Annotated in this window: 16 protein-coding genes and 1 tRNA gene; 5 read left to right on the top strand and 12 right to left on the bottom strand. The window is 68.8% G+C overall.

What is annotated here, in order from left to right:
- The first annotated feature begins 27 nt into the window (after positions 1 to 27).
- Together CMO28_RS15395 and CMO28_RS15390 are read left to right on the top strand one after the other, a co-directional pair.
- Complete coding sequence (locus CMO28_RS15395) at positions 28 to 684, top strand: hypothetical protein (protein ID WP_156503078.1); 657 nt, start codon at positions 28 to 30, stop codon at positions 682 to 684.
- A gap of 143 nt (positions 685 to 827) precedes the next feature.
- Complete coding sequence (locus tag CMO28_RS15390) at positions 828 to 1733, top strand: IclR family transcriptional regulator (RefSeq protein ID WP_296715012.1); 906 nt, start codon at positions 828 to 830, stop codon at positions 1731 to 1733.
- 24 nt (positions 1734 to 1757) lie between these two features.
- Here the strand turns inward: CMO28_RS15390 and menC are convergent, their stop codons facing one another.
- From menC to CMO28_RS15370, 4 genes are all read right to left on the bottom strand, one after another.
- Positions 1758 to 2867: an o-succinylbenzoate synthase gene (menC, locus tag CMO28_RS15385; protein WP_296715010.1), complete on the bottom strand. Its 1110-nt coding sequence runs from the start codon at positions 2865 to 2867 to the stop codon at positions 1758 to 1760.
- A gap of 120 nt (positions 2868 to 2987) precedes the next feature.
- A complete protein-coding gene (locus CMO28_RS15380; protein WP_296715008.1) occupies positions 2988 to 4295 on the bottom strand; it encodes a serine hydrolase domain-containing protein in 1308 nt (435 codons plus the stop codon).
- 170 nt (positions 4296 to 4465) lie between these two features.
- Positions 4466 to 4915: an NUDIX hydrolase gene (locus tag CMO28_RS15375; RefSeq protein WP_296715007.1), complete on the bottom strand. Its 450-nt coding sequence runs from the start codon at positions 4913 to 4915 to the stop codon at positions 4466 to 4468.
- A 42-nt stretch (positions 4916 to 4957) separates the two neighbouring features.
- Positions 4958 to 5644, bottom strand: a complete 687-nt coding sequence (locus CMO28_RS15370; RefSeq protein WP_062762705.1) for a TetR/AcrR family transcriptional regulator — start codon at positions 5642 to 5644, stop codon at positions 4958 to 4960.
- 498 nt (positions 5645 to 6142) lie between these two features.
- On the opposite strand from CMO28_RS15370, the gene CMO28_RS15365 reads away from it, so the two are divergent.
- Together CMO28_RS15365 and CMO28_RS15360 are read left to right on the top strand one after the other, a co-directional pair.
- The gene (locus CMO28_RS15365; protein ID WP_296715002.1) at positions 6143 to 6823 is read left to right on the top strand and encodes a Crp/Fnr family transcriptional regulator; all 681 of its coding nucleotides are present in this window, start codon (positions 6143 to 6145) and stop codon (positions 6821 to 6823) included.
- An 84-nt stretch (positions 6824 to 6907) separates the two neighbouring features.
- The gene (locus CMO28_RS15360; RefSeq protein WP_296715000.1) at positions 6908 to 7654 is read left to right on the top strand and encodes an SDR family oxidoreductase; all 747 of its coding nucleotides are present in this window, start codon (positions 6908 to 6910) and stop codon (positions 7652 to 7654) included.
- A gap of 33 nt (positions 7655 to 7687) precedes the next feature.
- On the opposite strand, the gene CMO28_RS15355 is transcribed toward CMO28_RS15360, so the two are convergent.
- The 3 genes from CMO28_RS15355 to CMO28_RS15345 all read right to left on the bottom strand — a co-directional run bounded on the left by CMO28_RS15355 (position 7688) and on the right by CMO28_RS15345 (position 11533).
- Positions 7688 to 9661, bottom strand: a complete 1974-nt coding sequence (locus CMO28_RS15355; RefSeq protein ID WP_296714998.1) for a glycosyl hydrolase family 28-related protein — start codon at positions 9659 to 9661, stop codon at positions 7688 to 7690.
- Between the two features lie 253 nt (positions 9662 to 9914).
- A tRNA-Thr gene (locus CMO28_RS15350) sits at positions 9915 to 9989 on the bottom strand.
- Between the two features lie 71 nt (positions 9990 to 10060).
- Positions 10061 to 11533 (bottom strand): hypothetical protein, encoded by a 1473-nt coding sequence (locus CMO28_RS15345; protein WP_296714995.1) that lies wholly within the window; start codon positions 11531 to 11533, stop codon positions 10061 to 10063.
- A gap of 190 nt (positions 11534 to 11723) precedes the next feature.
- Here CMO28_RS15345 and CMO28_RS15340 point away from each other — a divergent pair, with 190 nt between their 5' ends.
- A complete protein-coding gene (locus CMO28_RS15340) occupies positions 11724 to 13169 on the top strand; it encodes a hypothetical protein (RefSeq protein WP_296714993.1) in 1446 nt (481 codons plus the stop codon).
- A gap of 129 nt (positions 13170 to 13298) precedes the next feature.
- Here CMO28_RS15340 and fumC read toward each other — a convergent pair whose 3' ends face one another.
- The 5 genes from fumC to hemC form a co-directional block, all read right to left on the bottom strand.
- Positions 13299 to 14705: a class II fumarate hydratase gene (fumC, locus tag CMO28_RS15335; protein ID WP_296714991.1), complete on the bottom strand. Its 1407-nt coding sequence runs from the start codon at positions 14703 to 14705 to the stop codon at positions 13299 to 13301.
- A 173-nt stretch (positions 14706 to 14878) separates the two neighbouring features.
- Positions 14879 to 16276 (bottom strand): heme biosynthesis protein HemY, encoded by a 1398-nt coding sequence (locus tag CMO28_RS15330; RefSeq protein ID WP_296714990.1) that lies wholly within the window; start codon positions 16274 to 16276, stop codon positions 14879 to 14881.
- Positions 16273 to 17697, bottom strand: coding sequence for a COG4223 family protein (locus CMO28_RS15325; protein WP_296714988.1), 1425 nt, complete (start codon positions 17695 to 17697; stop codon positions 16273 to 16275). The genes CMO28_RS15330 and CMO28_RS15325 overlap by 4 nt, the downstream gene beginning before the upstream one ends.
- 119 nt (positions 17698 to 17816) lie before the next feature.
- Positions 17817 to 18593, bottom strand: a complete 777-nt coding sequence (locus tag CMO28_RS15320) for a uroporphyrinogen-III synthase (RefSeq protein ID WP_296714986.1) — start codon at positions 18591 to 18593, stop codon at positions 17817 to 17819.
- 60 nt (positions 18594 to 18653) lie between these two features.
- Complete coding sequence (gene hemC, locus CMO28_RS15315) at positions 18654 to 19643, bottom strand: hydroxymethylbilane synthase (protein ID WP_296714984.1); 990 nt, start codon at positions 19641 to 19643, stop codon at positions 18654 to 18656.
- Positions 19644 to 19669 lie beyond the last annotated feature (26 nt).

Genomic DNA, 19669 nt, shown 5'->3' with positions numbered 1-19669 from the left:
GGCCATATCGAGGGAGACTGACCGACGATGACCACCTCCCCGTTCCATCCGACGCGCCTTCATCCGATGCGCCCCCATGCGGGCATCGGACCCACCCGTCGCCGGGTGCTGGGCCTGGCCGCCGGTCTTGCCGCGGCAGGCCTTCTGGCCGGCTGCGCCTCGGAGCCGCTGCCCGAGGGGCCGAAGCCGATCCGGTTCGACGACAAGCCGAAATTCCGGCTGAACGTGGCCCGGGTGCAGCTGCTGGACAATTACCAGCCGCCGCGCAAGGCCCCCAATGTCGAGCATCTTTTCCCGACCTCACCGGCCCGGGCTGCCGGCGACTGGGCGCGGGACCGGTTGGAGGCGGCGGGTGTGTCGGGGACGGCGCGTCTCGTTATCCGCGACGCGAGTGTGATCGAGAAGCCGCTCCCCCAGACCGGCGGCATTCGCGGCACGTTCACCCAGGAACCGACCGACGAATATGCCGCGACGCTGATCGCGACGCTCGAGATCCTGTCGGAGACCGGCGAGCGGCAGGCCTATGTCGATGTCGAATCGCGCCTGATCCGTGCCATCGATGCCAGCGGCTCTCCGCTTGCCCGTGAAGTCGCCTTCGATCGCATGACCCGCGACCTGCTGGCGGGCTTCGATCAAAGGTTGAGTGAGAATCTGAATACAACCCTCAAGGACTATGTTCTCTGACGGTTCGCGTCTGATCGCCGCAGGGCTCGTCTTTCGGCTAAAGCAAAACCCATGGTGGTTTGACAGGGGTCATCATATCGCCTAGGTTCATCCGACCGTCGGCCGCGATCGCGCCGGCTGCGGTCGGAATGGAGGACCGGGGCATGAACCGGATGTCGGGTGTCGAGGAGCTGCCGCGGGTTGCCCGCGGCGAGGGTGGCCATCGTGGGGATGCAGCGTCGACGGCACGGCGCGCGACCGATGCCGGTAACGTGCAGAGTGTGGCGCGTGCCGCCGCAATCCTCCGCGTCCTCGCCGGCCATGTGGGCGAAGGGGCGCGGCTGTCCGAGATTGCAGGCGCGACCGGGCTGCACAAAGCGACGGCCCACCGGCTGCTCGCGGCCCTGAAGGAGCAGGGTCTGGTCGACAAGGCCGCCGATACCCACCGCTACCATCTGGGGCTCGAGCTGTTTCTGCTCGGCTCGTCGGCATCGAACCGTTTCAGCATTCGTGACATTGCCCGTCCCTCGCTGCAGCGTCTGGCGGAGCAGACCGGCGATACGGTCTATCTGTTCGTGCGCAGCGGCATGGATGCGCTGTGCGTCGACCGCGTGGAAGGCGCCTTTCCCATCCGCACCCTCAGCCTTGATGTAGGGGGGCGGCGGCCTCTGGGCGTTTCCGCGGGGTCGCTCGCCCTGCTCGCCGCACTGGGCGATGAAGAGGTGGCCCAGGTGATTGCGGCCAATGCCGAACGCTTCGCCCGCTTCGATTGCGGTCCCGACGAGGTGGGCCGGATGGTCGAGGCCACGCGGCGGGCCGGCCATGCCGTCAGCGATGGCATGATCGTGCCCGGCATGTGCGCCGTGGCGGTGCCGATCAACGATCGCACGGGAATGCCGGTGGCAGCGATCAGCATCGGTGCGATCAGTCAGCGCATGGACGCGACGCGTCGTGCCCGCATCGTGGGCCTGATGGCCGCCGAGGCCCGGCGGATCGAGCAGGGCCTGCAGCCGGCCGCCACCCCCGGCCGGCGCCGGCGCAGTGCGCGCAGCGCCGGCGCATCGGCCTGATCGGCCCTCAGTCCCCGATCCCCCTCAGTCCCCGATCCTCAGAATCCGGGTCGTGACCCGGGTGAGCTGCACCGGGTCCGGTTCGGTGCCGAGGCCCGGCGCATCCAGCGGGGCGACCAGCCCCCGCCCGGTCAACTCGACCGGAAGGGTGGTGATGTCGGGGGCGAAATAGCGGGCGCTTTCTGCGACATCCGACGGATAGGTCATGCCGGGCAGGGTGGCGAGCGCGATATTCGTCCAACGGCCTATGCCGGTCTCGAATTTGGCCCCGGTGAAACAGCCGATCCCCTCTGCCGCAAGCCGATCGTGGATCGCCCTTGCCCGGATCAGCCCCCCGACCCCGCCGACCTTGATGTTGACGGCGCGGGCCGCGCGACGTTCCAGCAGGTCGTCGACGTCCTCCATCGTGTGGATGCTTTCGTCCAGGCAGACCGTGGTGTCCAGCCGGGACTGAAGGGCTGCATAGGCCTTCCAGTTGTGGGCTGCCATCGGCTGTTCCAGCAGCATCAGCCCGAACCGGTCGAAGCCCGCCAGATGATCCAGATCCTCAGGCCCATAGGCGCCGTTTGCGTCAGCCAGCACAGGCATATGGGGCAGTTCGGTACGCAGCGCCGACAGCGGCTCCACATCCCAGCCGGGTTTGATCTTCACCTTGATCCGGTGATAGCCGCCATCTTCCGCCCGCCGGGCCGCCGCCAGCAGATCGGCGACGCTTCCGGTCACGCCGATCGTGGCGCTGGCTTTCACCGGTCTGATGGCGCCGCCGATACGCACCGCCAGTGCCACGCCATCGCGGCGGGCCAGCAGGTCGTGTAACGCCACTTCCAGCGCTGCAATGGTCTCGACATGGCCGGCGACGTCGCGGAACCGGTTGAGCATGTCTTCCGGTCCGTCCACGTCGCTGCCGACCAGCAGCGGCGCCAGGTGCCGCTCGATGATGTGCCAGGCGGTTTCGATGGTTTCGTAATGGTAGAAGGGCGACTCCATGGCCGTGCATTCGCCCCAGCCCGACAGCCCGTCGGACCGGATCTCGACGATCAGCTTGGTCCAGCGTTCCATGCGCTGCCAGCGATTGGCGAAGGGCGCCACCATCTTCGGCGTCACGAAACGCAGCACGATCTCGTCGATCCGCATCGGGGAGTCTCCCTGGGGTTGAGATGATCCAGGGATGATAGCGACAGGTAAATATCAATCCAACGTTGAATATCGAGGTAAGGAAGACCGCGGGGCCCAAGGGCACCGCGGCCTTGCGGTTCAGCGTGTCATGGCACCATAGACGCCCTGGCGAACGATCAGCCGATAAGGTTCACGTTGCGAGACGCTCTGCATCATGTAGACCACCAGCAGCTTCTCGCGCGGGTCGATCCAGAAATAGGTGCCGGCATAGCCGCCCCAATAGAGATCGCCGGTGCTGCCCGGCCAGGCACCGTCCTCGCCCCGACGCACGGCGAAGCCCAGGCCGAAACCATAGCCCAGGGGGGCCAGCCCGCCGGTATCGATCTCGGGTGTCAGATGATCGGCGGTCATCAGCCGCACGCTGGCCGGGCTCAGGATCCGGGTGCCCTCCAGCTCACCGCCATTCAGGATCATGCGCAGGAAGCGCAGATAGTCGCGGGTGCTGCCGTACATGCCGCCGCCGCCCGAAAGGAAGGTATCGGGGCGCGCAGGGTCGAGCAGCTCGGGCGGCTTGTTGCCGAAAGCGGCCTCGGGGTCGGCGGCCGCCACCCGGCTGCGCAGGGCCTCGGGCACGTGAAAGAACGTCTCGGTCATGCCGAGCGGTTTCAGCACCAGCCCGGCCACGACCTCATCCAGTGGTTTGCCGGCGGCGACTTCCAGCACCCGGCCAAGCAGGTCCGTCGAGCGGCCATATTCCCAAAGCGTGCCCGGTTCCGCCACCAGGGGCAGCTTCGCCAGCCTGGCTGCATACTGCTCGTTGGTGTCGGTCCAGAGATGGGTGCCGGCTGCCAGATAGCGGCTCTTGATCGCCGACTTGCCGAACACGCCATAGGTCAGGCCGCTGGTGTGGCGCAGAAGATCACGCACAGTCATCTTGTGCGTGGCGGGGGTGGTCTCGACCGTCGGCTTGCCATCGGCACCGGCGACCTCGCGGCCGACCTCCAGCCTGGCGAAATCCGGCAGATAGGCCGAGACGGGGGCCGCGAGCAGCAGCCGCCCGTCTTCGATCAGGCGCATGGCCGCGACCGATACGATCGGTTTGGTCATGGAATAGAGCCGGAACAGGCTGTCTTCGGTCATTTTCGTGCCGGCAGCCCGATCCTGCCACCCGACGGCACGCAGTGTGACCAGCTGCCCGTCACGTTCGACGGCAAGCACGGCGCCCGGAATGCGGCCGGCTTCGGCATCCGCTGCCAGCCGGTCGCCAAGGGCGGTGAGCCGTGCGGCATCGAAGCCCGCGCCCGCGGCATCCGCGACAGTGGTTTCCGCAGCCCGGGCAGCCGGAAGGCCGGGTATCGTGGTCAGCAGGGCTGCGGCCAGAAGGGCGGCGTGCAACGACCGGCGTCGGCCGACCGCCGATCCGGCAAGGGATGTGAGACAGATCATCTGGGTCTTCCTCCCTCCGTCGCCCGATGCGTTGCCGGGCGATCATGGTCGGCCCGGATGCGACATCCGGACCTGTCATGATCAGGCGGGGCCGATGTCCTGCTGTCAACGCGGGCGGGAGAAGAATCCGCCATGCGAAACCTGTCGTCTCCCGACCGTCCCGCCGGCCATCAGCCCGGGCGGGTGGCGGTCACCAGGGCCTCGACATCGCGGCACAGCGGCCGGGGCAGATTGTCGGGGTCGGCCCAGACGGCATCGCGGGCGTCGTCAGCCGCCTTCAGCCCGGCGGATCCGGTCACGGCAAGACGGATGGCCACCAGCACGAAATGATGGTCCGGCCGGTCCGCGGCACCTTCGGCGACTTCCAGCACCGCGACGGGTTCCGGTGCGGGCGAGGCATCGGCCCGGGCCTTCAGGCCGGTTTCCTCGGCCAGTTCACGGATGGCCGCGTCGACGAGCCCCTCTCCCCAATGCACCCGGCCGCCGGGGAAGCCCCAATGCCCGGCCTGGGGCGGGTTTGCGCGCAGCACCAGGGCGACGCGCCCGTCATGCCAGGCGATGGCAATGACGCCGACCCCGGGCATGGCCGGATGCGGAAGAGCGGGGGCTGTCTCGGTCACGGGCGGGAAGCTCCGGTCATGACCTCCCCGCCCGGCCGGCGGTCAATGCGGTGCAAGGCGGCGGAGCAGGTCGGCGGTGTAGCGGTCGAGCATCGCCTCGGCATTGCTGCCGAGTGCGCCAAGCCGATGGGTGCAATCGCAGATCAACAGACCCATCAGATAGCTGAACACCTGACAGAGTTCCATACGCCGGGCATCCGCGTCCAGACCGGCATAGGCGGCAAGCGCGTCTCCGATGACGTCCAGCGCCTGGGAGAGCTTGCGATTCAGCCGGCGGTCGAGCTCGGGCGTCAGGCCCGCCGGCTTCAGCCCGTGATAGAGGTAGAGGCCCAGGCTCAATTCGTCGGGGCGGCTGCGGTAATAGGCGAAATAGCTGCGCAGGGCGATTTCGACCCGCTCGCGCGGATCCGTCGCATTGCCGCTGGCCGTCGCCAGATGCTCGTGCAGGCTGGTCAGCCCGTCCGAGAGGACCGCGGCATAGAGCTCTTCCTTATTGCGGAAATACGGGTAAATCGCGCCGGTGGTGCAGCCGGCGGCGGCGGCGATACCGCGCATCGACGCGGCTTCCAGGCCCATCTCGGCAAAGACCGACCGGGCGGCATCGACGATGATCTGGCGTTTGAGTGCCCGAACCGCCTGGTCGCGCGCCATGCGCGGCCGCACTGCCGGGGCCGGACCCCGGGCGGGCAGTTGGGTGGCGGTGGTGGTCTGCGTGTGGCTGAGCATCATGGTCAGGATCCCCCCTGTGCCGCCCGGCCTGTGTCTGGCCGGCGGCTGCGGACCCGGAATATGGCGGGCATGGTTGATCCGTGCTCCGTCCGGGGCGCATGTTCTCGGCGTGGTGCCGCAGTGGTCGAGCCCGGTTTCCGCTGATCGCGATGCGGATCCGGCAAGCCGGACACCGCAGGCTCGTTCCGATATGAGGAAAAGCCTACCCGAACCGCAATTTTCCGTTCCTCGGTGCGTTGACAGATGGTGTGACCTGAATCATGATAATTTTGCAGGGGTATATCTAATATTTCTGGGTGTTGTCTGTGTGGCCCCTGCGTGCTGGTCTGCACGGCCTGCCGTGGCTGGTGACGGGCCGTATCCTCACCGCCCGTATCTGATGGCGATCAGCCGGGACAGCCGCCCGCGCCAGGGTTATCCTTCATGGATCGGGGTCATCCGTCATGGATCAGCCGACGGCCAGCCGGCCAACCTGTGCCCCACCGGACAAGGGATGCCATGCTCTCTGAAGCGAAGTTCATGACCGTCGCTCACTGGGCAAAGGATCTGAATGAGGAGGATCGCGAACTCGCCCGGCGCAATATGACCGAGAAGCTGCTGCCCAAGGGCGCCTACCTGCTGCACGAGCATGACCATGTCGATGCCTGGTTCGGGGTGATCGACGGGCTGCTGAAGATCAGCGTCGTGGCGGAAAGCGGGGAGATGGTCAGCCTGACCGGCATATCGCGCAGCGGATGGGTGGGGGAAGGCTCGGTCATCAAGAACGAACCGCGGCGCTATGACGTGGTGGCCCTGCGCGATACCAGCATTGCCCTGCTCAACGGCCGGACTTTCCGCTGGCTGATGGACAACAGCCCGCCCTTCAACAAATTCCTGGTCCGGCAGCTGAACGAGCGCCTGGGCCAGTTCATCGCCTTTGTGGGCTATGGCCGGTTGCTGGACCCGACGGCCCGGCTTGCCCGGTCGATCGCCTGGCTGTTCAACCCGGTGCTGAGCCCCAATGACCAGCTGCAGCTGGGCATCTCGCAGGAAGAGATCGGCCTGCTGTCAGGCATGTCGCGTCAGACCGCGAGCAAGGCGCTGCGGCAGCTGCAGACCGAAGGACTGCTTCGGCTGCAGCACGGACGGATCGAGATCCTGGATCTGGAACGGCTGAGCCGCTACGGCACCAAGCTTTAGGTCGGATCTGAAACCGGCCCCACCCGCCCTGAGCCCGCCACCATCAGAAGCGGGCCCGGCAGTTTCGAGGATGGAAACGCACCTATGCCTGTCACCGACACCGCGCCCCGCGTGGCGCTGGTTACCAATGCGACCAAATATGCCGGCGCCCCTACGGTGGCGGCGCTTGCCAGCCAGGGCTGGCAGATCATCGCCCATGACACATCCTTCACCGACGTGGCGGCCCGCGCCGCCTGGGAGGCGGAAAATCAGGGCATGACCGCCGCCGAGGCCCAGGATCCGGCCCGGCTGATCGCCGAAGTGCTCGACCGGATGGGCGGGCTGCACGGCATCGTCTCCAACGACGCCTATCCCGCGATCCGTCGCCGCATCGAAGAGACCGAAGCGGAGGCGCTGCGCGAGATGCTTGAGGCGCTGACCGTCTTCCCCTTCGCGCTTGCCTCGGCGGCGACCCCGCATCTGAAGGCGCAGGGCGCCGGCGCCATCGTGATGGTCACCTCCGCCTCGCCGCGCCGTCCCTATCCGGGGTTCGCGATGTACGCGACCGCCCGCTCGGCCTCGACCGGACTTGCCAAGGCACTGGCGAACGAGCTGGCCCCCCATGGCATCCGGGTGAATGCCGTGGCACCGAACTTCCTCTACAGCGAGACCTATTACCCGCGCGCGAAATGGATCGACGATCCGGCCGGCGCTGCCCGTGTGCGCGAGATGGTGCCGCTCGGCCGTCTGGGCCGGCCCGAGGAGATCGGCGAGCTGATTGCTTTTCTGCTGTCCGACAAGGCCGGCTTCGTGGTCGGCGAGACCGTGGGTTTCACCGGTGGGTGGCCGTGAGGCGTCGGTGAAGCCCTGAAGTGGGGGCGTCGGTCAGGTGACGGGCGTCCCGCCGGTCTTCCAGTCAGTTATCGGAAAGGTTCCCTGCCGCAATCCGGCAGCATACTGCCAAAGTGCCCGATCACCGATCAGACTTACGGTCCGATCGATGCCGGTGGTGATGTCGAAGCGGTGGCCGGCTGTGATCGCCGCAGAGAGTTCAGCCGTGATGTCGTACCAGAGCGCAAGCACGCCGGCCGAGTTGTTGCCGGCGATGTACCAGGCATCACGGGTCGTGCTGTCGATCAGGAAGTGGCCAGCATGCTCGTCGGCCGTCATTGTGACACCCGTTGCGACCTCGGTAAGGCAGGCCGTGCCGTCGAATGCAGGACCGGACAGGGACAGGCCGGATGCGACTTCCGTGAACAATCGTGGCACTTCGGCTGCATTGCGGGCCTCGCGCGGACGGAGGATATTGCTGTCACGCAGCGCCATACGGAATCCCGGGAAGACGTCCCATTCCACCTGCATGGCTGCGCCTACAGTCACTTCGGCCGCGACATTGCCCCAGAGGCGGAACTGCCGCGGCGTCCCGGCGAAGTCATCCTGGATCTGCCAGCGCCGGCCTGACGTCTTGTCGACGAGGAACAGGCCTTGGGCGACGTTGTTCGACGATGGGAAGCTTCCCGGAACGTCGCAGTAGACTGCCGTGTGGTTCGCACTGGAATTGTAGGCCCGCGAGGTCACCGTGAGATCGTCGTAACGGACGGGTTCTGCGACCGTTACGTCGCAGAAGGCGTCAACGGTCCCGGCTGAATACGTGGGCATCTGCTGATTGAGGCTGCCACCGGTGATCGTGACGCCGGGCACGATAATGTGGCCTGCCAGGTAGTTGAGAGCCGAGGGAGCCCCGAATGCCGCCGTGCCGGTGATCATGGCCTTTCCCTGGCCAGGAGCCCAGATCGGGTCGATGATTTCAGCAGAGCTGTAGCCGTCGATGTGGAGATTGGGGCCTTTCATGCCGGCGACAAACGAGTCCCGCCAGCGCAGATTGGTCGTATTCTTAAGGTGGATCGCAGGCACGCCCTCGGGTACGACGCTGCCGAAAGAGCCGTCGATCTTACCACTGAAGAGCTGGATGCCCCGGCCATCCTCGACATAGAGACCAGTGGCACGCGGATCTTCGATCCGCAACCCGTGGAAGTAGAGGTTGTTCGGACGTACGCCGGCATAGGCCGGATCGGCAAACCCCTCATGGTAGATCGAGAGTGTCGCGCCGAGACGGGGCACCTGATCCGGACGACCGATTTTTGCCATGACCAGGTTCGAGAACTCGCAGTCCTGGCAATCGATCAGACGCAGTCCTGCGCTGCCGTCACCATTACCTGAATAGTTGAAGGACAGATTGCGAATCTGCATGCGGCCGCCGCCTTTGATCGACAGGAGGGCACCGCCAGTGCCGGCCTGACCGGCGATCTGCAGGTTCGACACATGCATCGCCGTGCCGTTCGCCTTCTCGAAGTGTGCCCGCAAGCCGTCTGCACCAGAGGACATTGATGATGCCCTGAGGACGCTCAATTCCGGAGCGACGCCGGTCAGGTGAATGGTCGAGGGCAGGTCGATCGTCTGTTTGAAGACAAAACGGCCAATCGGCACGTGAATCCGACAGATGTCCTGGGTCCCGCCGGAGACGATGCGGGCGGCGTTGAAGGCGGCCTGGAGAGCGGCTGAGCAGTCGGTCGTATTGTCGCCCACAGCGCCGAACCAGATGATGTCCAGCTGACCATCCGTATCGCGATGCCAGCGTCCGGCGACACCGGATGGCACATCATCAGGCTGCACCACTGTGCCGGTATTGTCGGCGGCGGTGGATGTGGCCTCCCAACGCCAGAGGCCACCGCCGCCGTCATTGGTCGCGACGGCATCAATGGTTCGGATCCAGGGGGTGGCAGGGCCGCCTGCAGTGGCAACGTCCCGCAGAGCTATGGTAGTGGCGATGGCTTGAAGTGGGGCAGGAAGAAGTGGCATGGATCTGAGCTCTCAGTTGAGGTGGCTCCGATGGAGAGATTCCTCGGAGTGAGAACCAGGATGCCGGTAGGGATTGATCTGGAAATTTCTTATATGTTGCAAGGAGTTGCAATAATTTATGCGCCGCTGTCGCGACCTGAACAAAAAACAGGCCGCATGCACATCACTGCATGCGGCCTGTTTTTTGGAGTTGAACGTTCAACTTTTTAGAGTTGAACGTATCCGCCTTGACAGGCGCTAACCCCTTGAAATCTGGTGCCGGCGGTAGGAATTGAACCTACGACCTACTGATTACGAATCAGTTGCTCTCCCCCTGAGCTACGCCGGCGTGGTCCGGAGACGGGCGAGCCTCTCCGGACGGCGCGGACGATAGCGCCGGAAGCCGGGTTTGGCAAGCGGTTAAGCTGCGGCCGCAAAGCCGGCTGCCGCCGCGGCTGCGGCAAGCAGAAGGGCGATCGTCACGGGCAGCGGCGTGGCCGCCCGGCGGATGGCCGCTTCGTCGGCGGGATGTGCGCCGGCCAGGGCCGCGGCCATGGCAAGGCGCATGGGGGAGATCATGGTGGCGATACCGCCTGCGGCCAGCAGGGTGGCGGTGATGCCAAGCGGCAGGGGCCCCGTGGTCGCGGCGGCATCGAGCCCGGGCAGGGCGCCGATGAGCGGTGCGATCATGGCTGCGACCGCGACATTGCTGCCGGTCAGGAAGCCTGCAATTCCGGCCAGCGGCGGGACGATGGCCGGGGCGGCTGCCCCGGCCGTGCCGGCCCAGGCCTGGGCCAGGAGTGCGGGCGCGCCGCCTGCGGCCCAGAGCCCCGCCAGCAGCACGAAAGCGAAGGTGGCTGCGGCCGGGCGCAGGCTGCGCAGAAGGCCGGTGCGCGCCGCGCCGATGATGCCCTTGCGGCGGGCATGGAGGGCGACGCCGAAACCGGACGCGAGCAGCCAGAGGGAGGGATGATGCAGCGGTGCCCAGCCCGGCAGGTCGGCGAAGGGCCGGATCATCGGTCCGCGGAGCAGACCGGCCAGCGGGTCGATCAGCCGCGTGGCGAGCAGCACCAGGGTCAGCACCAGATAGGGGGCAAGTGCCGTGATGGTGGCATCCTGCCCGCCCGACTGCCGACGGCGAAGCAGCAGATCTACGGCGATCGGCAGGCCGAGTGCTGCGAGTGCCGCCGTTTCGGGCCCGATCAGCAGATTGGCGCCGGCAAGCAGCAGGATGGTGAGGGCGATCAGCAGTGGATCGGTCAACCGGTCACGCCCCCGCGGGCGGATGCCGGACGCCGCAGCCTGAAAGCGCAGCAATATCAGTGCGCCGGCATAGACCGGGGTGGAGAGCAGCGCTGTAGCGGCGCCCAGCAGATGCGGGTCGTGGTCGAGCAGGGCGGCCGTGACCTGGGTTCCGATGGCGAGTGCGCCCCAGGGCACCAGCAGCTGGCTCAACAGCGACAGCACCGCGACCCGGATCGGCGGCAGCCCTTCAAGGCGGAGCAGGGCGGCTGTGACCACGGCACCGACGCCGAAACCGGTGGCGCTTTCGGCGAAGGGGCCGATCAGCATGCAGGCGGTGAAGATGCGGCGATAGCGCGCCGGATCGGCGGCGATCGTGCGCTCCCCGCCAAGGGCGGCGGCAGGCGAGGCCACGGCATCGAAAACCAGCCCGGCGAGGATGACCGAAACGGCCGTCCAGGCGATCCAGCCGGCGCGGAGCCCGGCATCGATCAGGGAGGTGACATCCACCCCGCTGCCGAGCGCGATCAGCACCGCCACCCCGGCACCGGCGAGCCCCGCTTCCAGGGAACTGCGTCGCAGTGCCAGCAGGACCATGGCGAGCAGAACCGGCAGCGGAGCGAGCAACAGGGCAGGGGCAGAGGGCGACATCAGCGTTCCGGTTGCAAAGGAAAGGGCCCGCGCATCACAGCCGATCATCCCCCATTGCGGCAACTGATTACGAATCAATGGGGCCAGGAATCGCGGGCCATGATATTGCCACGGGGGCGGGCTTGACCTGCCATGGTCCCCGTGGCCGACTGTCGGTCGACCGCATCTGCCAGACGGATATGTCCCGCCCATGATCCTGCGTCCATCTGCCAGCCGGCTTGCGGTTCTGGCCATGTTGCTGCCTGCGGGGGGCTGTGCGCCGCTGCTGCAACCGCTGGTGCCGCCCCGTTACGGGTTGATGGCCGAGTGGCAGTCTCCGGTGCGGATCGACTGGCCGGAGCTGCAGCGCCAGCCGTCGCGCTTCGTGGTTCAGCCTTATGGCATCTACGACCGGGCGATTGCCGATTACGGCGACCTTTATGGCGCCGTGCCCCGGGGACAGGTGCGTCTGCAGCGCCTGGCATCGGAAAGCCGGTCTGCCCTGCTTGCCCCCGATGCGCCTGAGCCCGAGCCCGAAACCGCTGCCGTTGCCGGGACGGGGACGGCGAGCGGCCAGAGCACGGTGGCCGGCGAGGAGGGGGCCCCGACGCGGCCCGCCACCGTGCCGGTAAGGGCTGCGGATCCGCGCCTGGCCGGGCTGGACCTGTCGGCACCCGATGAAGACGGGGCACCGGCTGCCGGCGATCCGGCAGGCAGCCAGGCGTTTTCGGTGGTGAACGGCTTTCTTAACGGGGCCGGACGGAATGGCGGCAGCCGCAGCTCCGTGCCGGCTGCCCCGCCTGTGGATGACGGGGGCGGAGCGGACCGGCCGGACGGCCCGGATGGGCCACCGGATCCTGTTACTGCGCTTGAAGAGGCGCTTCCGCTCTATTTCCAGCGCTTCGCCTATAGGGTCGGCAGCGGCGGCAGTCTGGATGTGGCGTTGAATGACGGGCCGCGCGCGCGGCTGGACTGGGTGCGGGCGGAAACGGCGAATGCGCATTGCGTTCTGTTTGCGACCAGCCTGCCCGACCAGTCACTGATCGATGCCGCGGCCGAAGCCGATGCCCGGGCCGCAGCGGACGAGGTCGCCGAAGCCGATGCGGTGAAAACAACGCCGGCACCGGCACGGGGCCGGCGCGCGCCGGAGCCCGATGCGCCACCGGTCGTCGATACCGCGATCGGCGAGATCGACGGCGACACCGGCATCGGTGCGGTGTTCGCCGGGATCGGGCGCTGGTTCGACAGCCAGGCTTACGAGACGCCGGAAACCGCCGGGCCGCCCGCCCCGAAGGCCGTGCCGGCAGAACCGGCCGATCAGGCGCCGGCCGAAGCCGAAGCGCCTGCCGAAGAGCAGGGGGATCCCGTTGGTGCCTTCTTCTCGCGGCTGTTCGGAGGGGATGAGACCGCGGAGCCCGAGGCGGTGCCTGCCCCCGAACCGGAGGCCCAGCCCGAGCAACCCGCGGCAAAGCCCGCAGCCGGGCCTCAGCCGCAGGCGGCACCGCGGTCCGAACCGGTCTCCGCACCTGCAAAGCCGGCGCCGCTGCCCGCCAGCCTCAGCTCCATCCGCCTCGACGGCCATATCTGCGTGCCGCTGGACGAGCCTCTGGATCAGGCGCGGATCGTGGATCTGCTGAACCGCATCCGGGTGAAATGACTGCCGGGTGAAATGACGGGGCGCTCCTGAAGGCCCGGGCCGGATACACGACGGGCGGCATCGGAGATCCGATGCCGCCCGTGGCGTTTCCTCCCGTCTGCCGACGGGGTCGTTCCGTGGCGTGACGGCTCAGGCGCTGGGGCCGATCATCAGCTTCGGATCGACATAGCGATCGAACTCGTCCTCGGTGAGCAGGCCGAGCTTGACCACCGCTTCCTTGAGGCTGGTGCCTTCCTTATGGGCGGTCTTGGCCGCCTTGGCGGCGTTGTCATAGCCGATATAGGGGTTCAGCGCCGTCACCAGCATCAGCGAGTTGCGCATCAGCTCGTCGATGCGGCGGGTGTTCGCCTCGATGCCGACCACGCAGTTGTCGGCGAAGCTGACCGCGGCGTCGCCCAGCAGACGGATCGACTGCAGGACGTTGTAGATGATGACCGGCTTGAAGACGTTCAGCTCGAAATGGCCGTTCGAGCCGGCGACGGTCACCGTCACATGGTTGCCCATCACCTGGGCGGCGACCATGGTCAGCGCCTCGCACTGGGTCGGGTTCACCTTGCCCGGCATGATCGACGAGCCGGGCTCGTTCTCGGGCAGCAGCAGCTCACCCAGGCCCGAGCGCGGGCCGGAGCCCAGGAAGCGGATGTCGTTGGCGATCTTCATCACGCTGGCGGCAAGCACGTTCAGCGCGCCCGACAGCTCGACCAGCGCGTCGTTCGCGGCCAGCGCCTCGAACTTGTTCGGCGCGGTGATGAAGGGCAGGCCGGTGATCTTCGCCACCTCGTCGGCGAAGGCCTCGGCGAAGCCGATCTTGGCATTGAGGCCGGTGCCGACCGCGGTGCCGCCCTGGGCCAGCTCGTAAACGCGGGCCAGCGACGACTCGACCCGGGCGATGCCATATTCGATCTGGCGGGCATAGCCGCCGAATTCCTGGCCGAGGGTCAGCGGCGTCGCATCCTGGGTGTGGGTGCGGCCGATCTTGATGATCTCGGCAAAGGCCTCGGCCTTGTCGGCCAGCGCCTTGTGCAGGTGGCGCAGGCTCGGGATCAGATGGCCGGTCGCTTCCACCGCGGCCGCGATATGCATCACGGTCGGGAAGGTGTCGTTCGACGACTGGCCGCAGTTCACGTGATCGTTCGGATGAACCGGGCTCTTCGAGCCGATCTCGCCGCCGAGCATCTCGATCGCGCGGTTCGAGATCACCTCGTTGGCGTTCATGTTGGTCTGGGTGCCCGAGCCGGTCTGCCAGACCACCAGCGGGAAGTGATCGTCGAGCTTGCCGTCGGCAACCTCGCGGGCGGCGGCGACGATGGCCTCACCGACCTTCGCGTCCAGAGCGCCCAGCGCCATGTTCACCCGGGCCGCGGCCAGCTTCTGCACGCCCAGCGCGCGCACCAGCGGCACCGGCATCTTCTCGCCGCCGATCTTGAAGTTCTGCAGCGACCGCTGGGTCTGGGCACCCCAGTAGCGGTCGGCTGGCACGTCGAGCGACCCCATCGTGTCCTTCTCGACGCGCGTCTTCGGCGTGGTCTCGGTCATCGCGTCCTAGGCTCCATCGGCAAGTGGTCCGCGGGAGGGCCGGAGATGGCACGGCCGCCCGCGTCCGGGCTTATCCATCCGCCCGGTATATGCGCCCCTCGCGGCGCCCGCGTCAAACATTCCGGGGGGTTGACCGACCTTGGTCGCGAGGTTGCAGCCCCCGGGGCCCGTGCTCAGGCCGCAGCGGGTGGTCGACCTGGGGCGGCGGGATCCATCGGCGGGGTCGCGGCGGCGCTGCCGACCACCGGTGCCGGACCGGTGGTTGCGGGCATGGCGGCGGGGACCGTGGCGGGGCGGCTCCAGCTGACGGTGTCGAAGCTGCCGCAGCTGCCGCAGACGGCGTGCCAGCGGGTGTGCACCGTGTTGCAGCGGCTGCAGATCCAGCCCGGCGCCGGGCGGGCATCGGCGGCGCGGTGCCAGGCCTGGGCGGCGGACTGCCAGTCGCCATCCGCTTCGGCGGCCCGCGCGGCAATACGCTCCGCGCGGGTGTCGCGATCGGCGACCGCGATCTTGTTGGCCGAGTCGCGGGCGACCCCCAGAATGCCGGCTTCAAGCGCGGTTTCCGCGACCAGCAGCCGGCTTTCGGCCTGGGTTGGCGCGATCTGGGCCAGGTCGCGGGCGCGCTGCACCCGTTCGGTCGGCGTGGTGTTGCCGCCGAGCAGGGTGACATAAAGCCGCCCCAGCTCCGGATGGGCCGCAGCACCCCAGTTCTGTTCGATCAGCTTGCGGGCGACCGGCAGCTTGCCGGCCGCGATCGCGACCTCGACCTGGGTGATGGCGGCCTCGGGCCGGCCGGGGGCCAGCTTGACCGCAGTACGCGCACGAGTGGTTGCGTCATCGTGATGGCCGGCCGCGCTGTCGGCGCGGGCACGTTCGATCTCCAGCGCCGATTGCCGGCGCCGGCTTTCCTCGCGGTCCAGATGCTTGTGGCGTTCAAGCGCGGTCAATGCGGCTTCGGCCTCGGCCCAGTCGCCTTCGGCAAGCTTCACCTCGAACACTGTTTCCAGCGCCCAGCGGGTGCCGGGGCGCTTCGCCAGCGCCTCACGGGCGCGGGCGACCGCGGCGGCACCGTCGCCCTGGCGGCGGGCCATCACCGCCAGGCCGCGCAGGCCCAGCTCGGCGGTTTCTTCATGCTCCAGCATCCGGGTCCAGCGGCGCTCGGCCTCGGCCGGATCCTCGGCCAGCTGGGCCGACTGGGCGGCGAGCATATCGGCGAGCGGCTGGGCATCGAGCAGGCGTTCCGCCCGGGCCGACAGCTTGCGGGCGTCGCGGGCATCGCCGGCGGCGACTGCGGCGAGACCGCGGGTCATGGCCTCCAGCCCCCGGCGGCGGCGGCGTTCGGCGCGACGGCGCAGGAAGCTTTTCGGGCCGGTCACGAGGCCTGAGAGCAGGCGGACGATGATCGCGAGCGCCGCCAGCCCCACCACCAGCACGGCGAGCGCCACGGCGAAGCTGGTCTCCACCCGCCAGCCCAGCCAGTCGACCGAGAAGCTGCCGGGATGGTCGGCGATCCAGGCGCCGCCCAGGCTGAGGGCAATGATGACCAGGACGAGCAGGATGACGCGGATCATTGGGCGGCCTCACCAGCATTCCGGGAACCGGCCTCGCCGGCGGCGGGGACGGCGGCAGTCTCGCGGGCGCCGGCCTCGAAACGGGCGGCGACCGCATCACCGAGGGCTGCGGCGGCCTGCTCCCCCGCAAGCCGCGCCCTGGCGGCCTCGGTCCAGGCGGCGGCACGCTCTGCGGCGGCCGGCGGCAGTTCTTCCGCCCGGGCGACGGCACCGGCGAGGTCACCCGCCTTCAGCCGCCGCTCGATCGCGGCCACGGTCAGGTCGGCATCGCCTTCGGGCGCACCGGCGGCCGGCGCGGTCTGTTCCTGGCCGGTGCGCCGCACCGTCACCAGGCCGCGCAGTTCGGCCAGCACCCCGCCCACCACGTCGCCTTCGGCGGGTTTGGTCTCCGCAGCCTGCAGGATGGTCGGCACCAGGGCCTGGAAGCGCGCGATCAGTTCGTCGCGCGTCGGCACGCCGTCGGCTGCATGCGGTGCCAGCTGCCCGACCGCGTCGGTGATTTCGCCATCGCCGCGGCCCAGGGCGCGGATCGCGCCCAGCGGGCCTTCGAAGCTGCGGCCGGCATCCAGCGCGTCCGAGAGCTGCGCATCGGCCAGCGCCAGCGCGGTCAGGCGCATGGCGTCGGCGGTGGGGGTATCCGCCAGCCGGCTTTCGGCGATGGCGGCGCGATCCGAAAGGTTGCGGGCCGCACCTTCGACATTGGCCAGCCGGTTCTCCAGCGGTCCGATCCGCGCCACGGTCTCGTTGGTGCGCGACAGCTCCGCTTCCAGCTTCGACACGGTTTCGGTCAGGGCCTCGAGCCGGGCGACCGCGTCCTCAAGGGAGCCGATACGCTCCCCCAGCCGGTCGTCTTCCAGGTTGCCGAGGCCGCTTTCGACGGCACCCAGCCGCCGCTCGATTTCGGCAGTGTCGGGCGGGCCCTGGTCGAGCCGCTGCTCCAGCGCTGCGATACGGTCCGAGAGGGCGGGTTCGACGGTGGCCGGGGCGGCACCCAGCATGGTCCGGACCCTGTTGGGGGCCGCGGTCACCACCACGCCGCCCACCACCACCAGCACCAGCGCCAGGATCGAGACGCCGAGGGCGGCACGGCCGACCCGGTCGCGGGGCTGGGGGCGCTGGTCGGTCGGGGTGACGATGCGGGCAGCCGGCGGGGCGTCGTCGGCTGCCGGTGCAGCCTTGGGCGTCTCGGGCTTTGCAGGCTCGGGCTTCGGCGTCCCGGCCTTGCCGGCGGCATCCGCGCCTCCGGCAGGTGAGGACGTGGCGTCGTCGGCGCCGGTCCGGGCAGCAGGCGTCGGCTCCGCAGGCGTCGACGCCGCACCCTTCGGTGCGGCGGTGCCTTCGGTTTCGGCCGTGGCAGCGTCGGGCCGACCGGCCTCGGGGCCGGTCTTCTTCCCGGAGGGCGGCGTCCGGCTTTCGGTCATCGGGCGGTCTCCGTCTGGTCGGCTTGCACCCTTTGTCGCCCATCGGGCACCCATAGGCAAGCCGCGAGGGGCCGACGGTGTTCCCGCCCGACGCGTTGTTCCCCCGTTTCGCGAGACGGTCAGCCCTGCGGCGTGGCGGATTGAGGGGGCGTGGCCTGCGGGTTGGGCGCCTGAGAATTGGGGCCGGCCTGATCGAGCAGCGCCAGCATCGCATCCCCTGCGGGTTCGGCGGCGACCAGCAGCCGCCGCCAGGGCAGGCCGGCGGCCATCTCTGCCACGGCCGGGCTCAGGCACAGCGCATCGATGCGACAGAAGGACGCGCCGATGCCCAGGCGTTCGATTTCGTCCAGGAACAGGCGGGCCGTGCGGGGCGAGAACAGCATCACCACCGGCAGCTGGCCCTGTGCCAGCCCCTCTGCAACCGGCGGCGGCAGCTCGCCGATCGCGGCGGCGTCATAGCCGACCCGGCGCTCGACGGCGAAGCCCAGCGCGCCCAGCTGCTCTCCCAGCCGCCCGGTGACCACGCTGCCGGCGATATGGGCAAGCGGGCCGTCTTCGGGCCTGTAGGAATTGGCACAGAGTTCGGCCAGCCGGTCGGCGTCGCCGCCGGCGACATCGATGCGGGTGAAGCCGGCGCGCCTTGCCGCCTCGGCGGTGGCGCGGCCGACGGTGGCCAGTTTCAGATCGCGACGGTCTGTCGCCCGTGACAGCGCCCGGGCGCCGTTGGCGCTGGTCAGCAGCACCCGCTGCGCCCGGTCCAGCACCCGTTCAAGATCGGGGATCGGTCGGTAGCGGACGGTCATCAGGGGCGCGATCACCGCCTGGTGTCCCAGGCGATGCAACTGTTCCGCGAGCGTCTGTGCGTCGTCTATCGGACGGGTCACCAGGATGCGCATGGCGGGGCGGGCTCCGATCTCGGGCGGAAGGGCAGGCGACGATGTCGGCGGCGGGGCGTGTCAGGTGGCGCCGGGGACCCATTGACCGGTCACCCCGGCGGCCCAGCGGGCGATGTCTTCTCCCGCCCGCTCTCGCAGGGCCGTGCCGACCTGGCGGCCCAGGGCCTCGGCGGCGGCGCGGTCTGCCGCACCGACATCGGCCACGCCCGCCTCTTCCAGCAGCGTGCCGCCATCCGGGCTGGCGACCCGGCCGGTCAGGGCCAGGCGGCCGTCGTCGTCGCGGCGGGCGAGGGCGGCGATCGGCGTGCGGCAGGATCCGTCGAGCACCGCGAGCAGCGCCCGCTCGGCGATCACCGCCAGGGCGGTTTCGCCGTCGTCGAGCGCGCCTACCCAGGCATTGGTGCGGTCGTCGGCACTGCGCGTCTCGATGCCGATGGCGCCCTGGGCCACCGCCGGCAGCATCACCGCCGGATCGATCGGGCTGCGGTCGACCTCGGTCAGTTTCAGCCGGTTGAGCCCGGCCATGGCGAGCAGGGTGGCGTCGATCCGCCCCTCGCGCAGCCGCGACAGCCGGGTCTGAACATTGCCGCGCAGCGGCACGACCGTCAGGTCGGGGCGGGCGGCGAGCAGCTGGGCCTGACGGCGCAGGCTGGCGGTGCCGATCACGGCCCCGGCCGGCAGGTCGTCGAGGCGGCGGGCCTTGAGCGACAGGAAGGCGTCGCGCGGATCCTCGCGCGGCAGCAGGGCGGTGATCGCCAGCCCTTCGGGCAGCTCGGTCGGCATGTCCTTCATGGAATGGACCGCCAGATCGATGGCGCCGGTGATCAGCGCCTCTTCGATCTCTTTGGTGAACAGGCCCTTGCCGCCCAGTTCGACCAGGGTCCGGTCCTGGACCTGATCGCCGGTGGTGCGGATGATGACGATCTCGACCGTGCCGGCTGCGGCGAGGGCCGGATCGAGTGCAGCCAGCCGTCCGCGAACCTCGTTCGCCTGTGCGAGGGCGAGCGGGCTGCCACGGGTGCCGATGCGGAGGAGCGGATGCGTGACCATGATGGCCCTGTGTTAGTGCCTGACGT

The organism is Tistrella sp., assembly GCF_002684955.1.
GTDB lineage: Bacteria > Pseudomonadota > Alphaproteobacteria > Tistrellales > Tistrellaceae > Tistrella > Tistrella mobilis.
This window is presented reverse-complemented; position numbering and strand designations above follow the sequence as displayed.

Excerpts from the sequence above, each read along its gene's own strand:
- menC (WP_296715010.1), bottom strand. The coding sequence starts at position 2,867 with ATGCGGATCGACGAGATCGTGCTGCGTTTCGTGACGCCGAAGATGGTG.
- CMO28_RS15325 (WP_296714988.1), bottom strand. The coding sequence starts at position 17,697 with ATGACCGAAAGCCGGACGCCGCCCTCCGGGAAGAAGACCGGCCCCGAG.
- CMO28_RS15330 (WP_296714990.1), bottom strand. The coding sequence starts at position 16,276 with ATGATCCGCGTCATCCTGCTCGTCCTGGTCATCATTGCCCTCAGCCTG.
- CMO28_RS15345 (WP_296714995.1), bottom strand. The coding sequence starts at position 11,533 with ATGTCGCCCTCTGCCCCTGCCCTGTTGCTCGCTCCGCTGCCGGTTCTG.
- CMO28_RS15355 (WP_296714998.1), bottom strand. The coding sequence starts at position 9,661 with ATGCCACTTCTTCCTGCCCCACTTCAAGCCATCGCCACTACCATAGCT.
- fumC (WP_296714991.1), bottom strand. The coding sequence starts at position 14,705 with ATGACCGAGACCACGCCGAAGACGCGCGTCGAGAAGGACACGATGGGG.
- CMO28_RS15365 (WP_296715002.1), top strand. The coding sequence starts at position 6,143 with ATGCTCTCTGAAGCGAAGTTCATGACCGTCGCTCACTGGGCAAAGGAT.
- CMO28_RS15370 (WP_062762705.1), bottom strand. The coding sequence starts at position 5,644 with ATGATGCTCAGCCACACGCAGACCACCACCGCCACCCAACTGCCCGCC.
- CMO28_RS15380 (WP_296715008.1), bottom strand. The coding sequence starts at position 4,295 with ATGATCTGTCTCACATCCCTTGCCGGATCGGCGGTCGGCCGACGCCGG.
- CMO28_RS15390 (WP_296715012.1), top strand. The coding sequence starts at position 828 with ATGAACCGGATGTCGGGTGTCGAGGAGCTGCCGCGGGTTGCCCGCGGC.
- CMO28_RS15320 (WP_296714986.1), bottom strand. The coding sequence starts at position 18,593 with ATGCGCATCCTGGTGACCCGTCCGATAGACGACGCACAGACGCTCGCG.
- CMO28_RS15395 (WP_156503078.1), top strand. The coding sequence starts at position 28 with ATGACCACCTCCCCGTTCCATCCGACGCGCCTTCATCCGATGCGCCCC.
- hemC (WP_296714984.1), bottom strand. The coding sequence starts at position 19,643 with ATGGTCACGCATCCGCTCCTCCGCATCGGCACCCGTGGCAGCCCGCTC.
- CMO28_RS15360 (WP_296715000.1), top strand. The coding sequence starts at position 6,908 with ATGCCTGTCACCGACACCGCGCCCCGCGTGGCGCTGGTTACCAATGCG.
- CMO28_RS15340 (WP_296714993.1), top strand. The coding sequence starts at position 11,724 with ATGATCCTGCGTCCATCTGCCAGCCGGCTTGCGGTTCTGGCCATGTTG.